Below are 3,039 nucleotides of genomic sequence, written 5' to 3' on the forward strand. Positions count from 1 at the left end.
AAATATTTTTCGTGAAAAACAGGATGGTGCAGTTAATAACGGCGGCGATCATTCCGTATTTTGGATCGCATATACTCCGCAAAAAGCCGTTCCTGTGAACGTTTTTCGGCTTGTTTTTTGGTACGGCGGTTCCAACCCCAAAAAAATAGCACCCAGATTCCGAAAGCTACAATAAAAGCCGGGAAAGGGTATTTCATATTTGTTGCAGCCATAAAAGCGCCAGTCGAAATAAAGCATGTAAGGATAAAATAGACGATGGTTTTCATAACATTCAATACTTAAAAATACTAAAAATATTAGACATTTGAAAGCAAAAAGGTTTATTTTTTTTAGTTGATTTCATAGACGCGGTTGTGCTTTCGGGTCTCTAAAACCCTTTCCCGCAGTTCTTCCACAAGGTTGGATAAAGGGATACCGCGCAACCATATTTCGGGACTTTCCGGGTCTGTGGTCTTAAGGTGCAGGTCCATCAATCTGAAAATTTGAAGGATAAAAGGTTGCTCCAAAATATAATCTTTGACGCGGAACAATTCCACCGTATCCACCTGCCTGAAAAACAGCCCCCTGTTTACTTGCAAGTATTCGGGCGTTATGAGATACCTGATCCTGCGAATATACAAGTAGCGGTAAGCGGCGAATAACATGATCGCCAGGCTTAGCCAGATCAGCGCCGGAAAATAACGCCAGGCTAAAAGCAGGAATCCGGCAGCGGCCAACAGCAAACCGGATATTTTAATAAAAGCAAAAATAACAGCAGGCCTGATCTCTATGACCGGCTGTAAATTGGGTTGTTGAACTTCCATAAATTTTATTGGTTAAATGTGCCATACCTGACCAGGTCAAGCCAGCTATTTGCCGACTTTGGTTTTAGTGTCCGGGCGTGAAAACGGTATTCGGATTGCTTTTCAAAAGCGTTCAAACTGAAAAGTTCGCGACTGCATGAAAAAGTTTTGGAGCGGAATGTAACGGCTACTTTTTGGTTATCAAGGGAGACAGCCGCAGTCTGGTTACGCAGCGCCGCGGCTGTCTTCAAATCGCATACCCTGCCCAAAAGGTCATTACCAAAAAGCAAGGAAATACGCTTGCCCTTAATCCACTGCTTCAGCCATCGGAAATGTTCGCTGCAAGGCCTGGTGCCGGTGCTGATGAACAGCAGGTTACCGGTTTGGTTATAGGCGCGATAATGAATATGCAGCCAGGCGATTGCTTCCATTGCAGAGCCGCAAATGAATATTTCCCGCGCAAATGCTAAATCAGTACCCGCCAGCCAGTAATTTTCGGTGGACGGGATATGATGAAAAGCCATACCATAGGTTTCCGTGTATCTGCCATAATGAAATACCAGATGGCCTGAACTGTCGGCGGAATAATAAGGGGAAAAGAATTCCTGTACTTCCCTACGGATGCCGAGCCGGGTTAAAAAGGGATGCATTACCTGGAACCCGTACGGGTATAACTGCGGGCGTATTCCTTTTCCGGCTCCTGCCGCTGCTTTTTGTCTTGCGCTTGTTCCTGCATTTTTTCCAGGTCCTCATAATAGCCCTTACTGTACACATCGGCATCTTCGTTGTGCTTTTTCTGGCCGAACAGCGCGTTTAAGCCGTGGTATAAGGCAAACGACAAACCACCGTCAATGAGCACTGATGCAATAAAGGCCAGTTTATTGGACCGGATACCATTTGTATCGGTCGCGGAATATTGGATGGTCGTGCCATCCTCTAATTTCACTTCTTTGCCTTTGCGATAGCGTTCTTTCTGATCCAGCGATAAATATTCGCCGTTTACCCGGTCGGGTGCTAAGATGCGGGCCTGGTCTGTAACGATAAATTCATTTGTATCCTTATCAAATTCCACCAGGATATTTTTGGGATAGCCGTCATCGTCGAAAATCATTTTTTCGATGTTCACCGCATCTCCCTTCTCCAGTTTTTCAGCTTCGCCATACGTCAGGAAGGACGGTTTTTCGGCCAGCTTGTAGATCGGATGTACCAGTAAATCGAGGTCGCCAATAGGATTAGGCTTCAGGGAAAGCTTTGCGTCGAGATAAGGAATATGCAGGCCATCGGAAAACAGGTTTTCCAGCCGCAGCATCCCGGTGCGACGACCTGCCAGCAACACAGTCAAGTCGTCGTCCTTTAAATTCAGCCTGCCATCTTTGGCAAGGCCAACTTTTTGCAGGTCTTCCAGCGGAAGATCCTGCTCATCATAAATTTGCTGTATCATAATAGGGGTAATTATCTTTTGCGTGAATAACTGGTACTTTCTTCTTCAGCCAGGGCAAGCTCCGGTTCCTGCTCCCGTTCCCGTTCCATTTCTTTGCTTTGCCCCGGATTGTTCAATTCATTGAGCAGGGATTTGTAAAGCCCGGTCGACGGGGTTATTTTAATTTTCTCTCCGGTCGACATATCTTCGATCTTGAAAGCGCCCTTATTTTGCTTTTCAAGGATTTTGTAGACGGTTTCATTGTAAGGAATTTCCAGGCCCTCGGATAATTTGGCAGCCACATCTTTTTGCTCCGTAACAGCTTGCTTCTGTTCCAGCTTTGGTTCAAGCCCCAAAACAAAGTCGGCCATTTTCTGGGCATCATCCGCAGCCATAAACAGCTCATTTGGATTTTCCTGCAAAATTTGCGACCAGGGAACTAAAAAGCTGTCATGCTCTCCCAGGACAAATGGTAAATTCAGTTCGGCACTGATCAGGATCGAGGCAATGTTTGCGCGAAGCTCTTCCTTCGCCAGGTTATCGTAGTCGGGATGATCCCAATCAGGCCTGTCCAGCCGGGTTTCATGGCCCGTGGAATGTACCAATTCGTGTAAAGCGGTAGCATAATATAACTCGGGCTTCTCAAATTCATCTTTGCCTGGCATATGAATGGTGTCAGATGCCCGTTCATAGTGGGTCGCCAGCCCTTCCGGCTCCAATTTCACCCCACTGCTATCGAGGATGGCCTGTGCTCTTTCTGCCGGGCTTAATTCCTGCTCTTTAGGCTTTAATTCCTTGAGGTTGGTTAAGTCTTTCCCGTTAAACAACCAGGCATCT

Annotated in this window: 4 protein-coding genes; all 4 read right to left on the minus strand. The window is 46.3% G+C overall.

What is annotated here, in order from left to right:
- Positions 1-329: 329 nt before the first annotated feature.
- On the minus strand, positions 330-803 hold the full coding sequence (locus QZY09_RS07910) for a PH domain-containing protein (RefSeq protein WP_295670673.1): 474 nt from the start codon (positions 801-803) through the stop codon (positions 330-332).
- Positions 804-808: 5 nt separating this feature from the next.
- Positions 809-1,432: a hypothetical protein gene (locus tag QZY09_RS07915; RefSeq protein ID WP_295670675.1), complete on the minus strand. Its 624-nt coding sequence runs from the start codon at positions 1,430-1,432 to the stop codon at positions 809-811.
- Positions 1,432-2,223: a DUF4099 domain-containing protein gene (locus tag QZY09_RS07920; RefSeq protein WP_295670678.1), complete on the minus strand. Its 792-nt coding sequence runs from the start codon at positions 2,221-2,223 to the stop codon at positions 1,432-1,434. Before QZY09_RS07920 ends, QZY09_RS07915 begins: the two co-directional genes overlap by 1 nt.
- Before the next feature lie 11 nt (positions 2,224-2,234).
- On the minus strand, positions 2,235-3,039 hold an 805-nt coding region (locus tag QZY09_RS07925), incomplete at its 5' end, for a zincin-like metallopeptidase domain-containing protein (protein ID WP_295670680.1).

Origin of the sequence: uncultured Mucilaginibacter sp., from assembly GCF_903913935.1 — a bacterium.
GTDB lineage: Bacteria > Bacteroidota > Bacteroidia > Sphingobacteriales > Sphingobacteriaceae > Mucilaginibacter.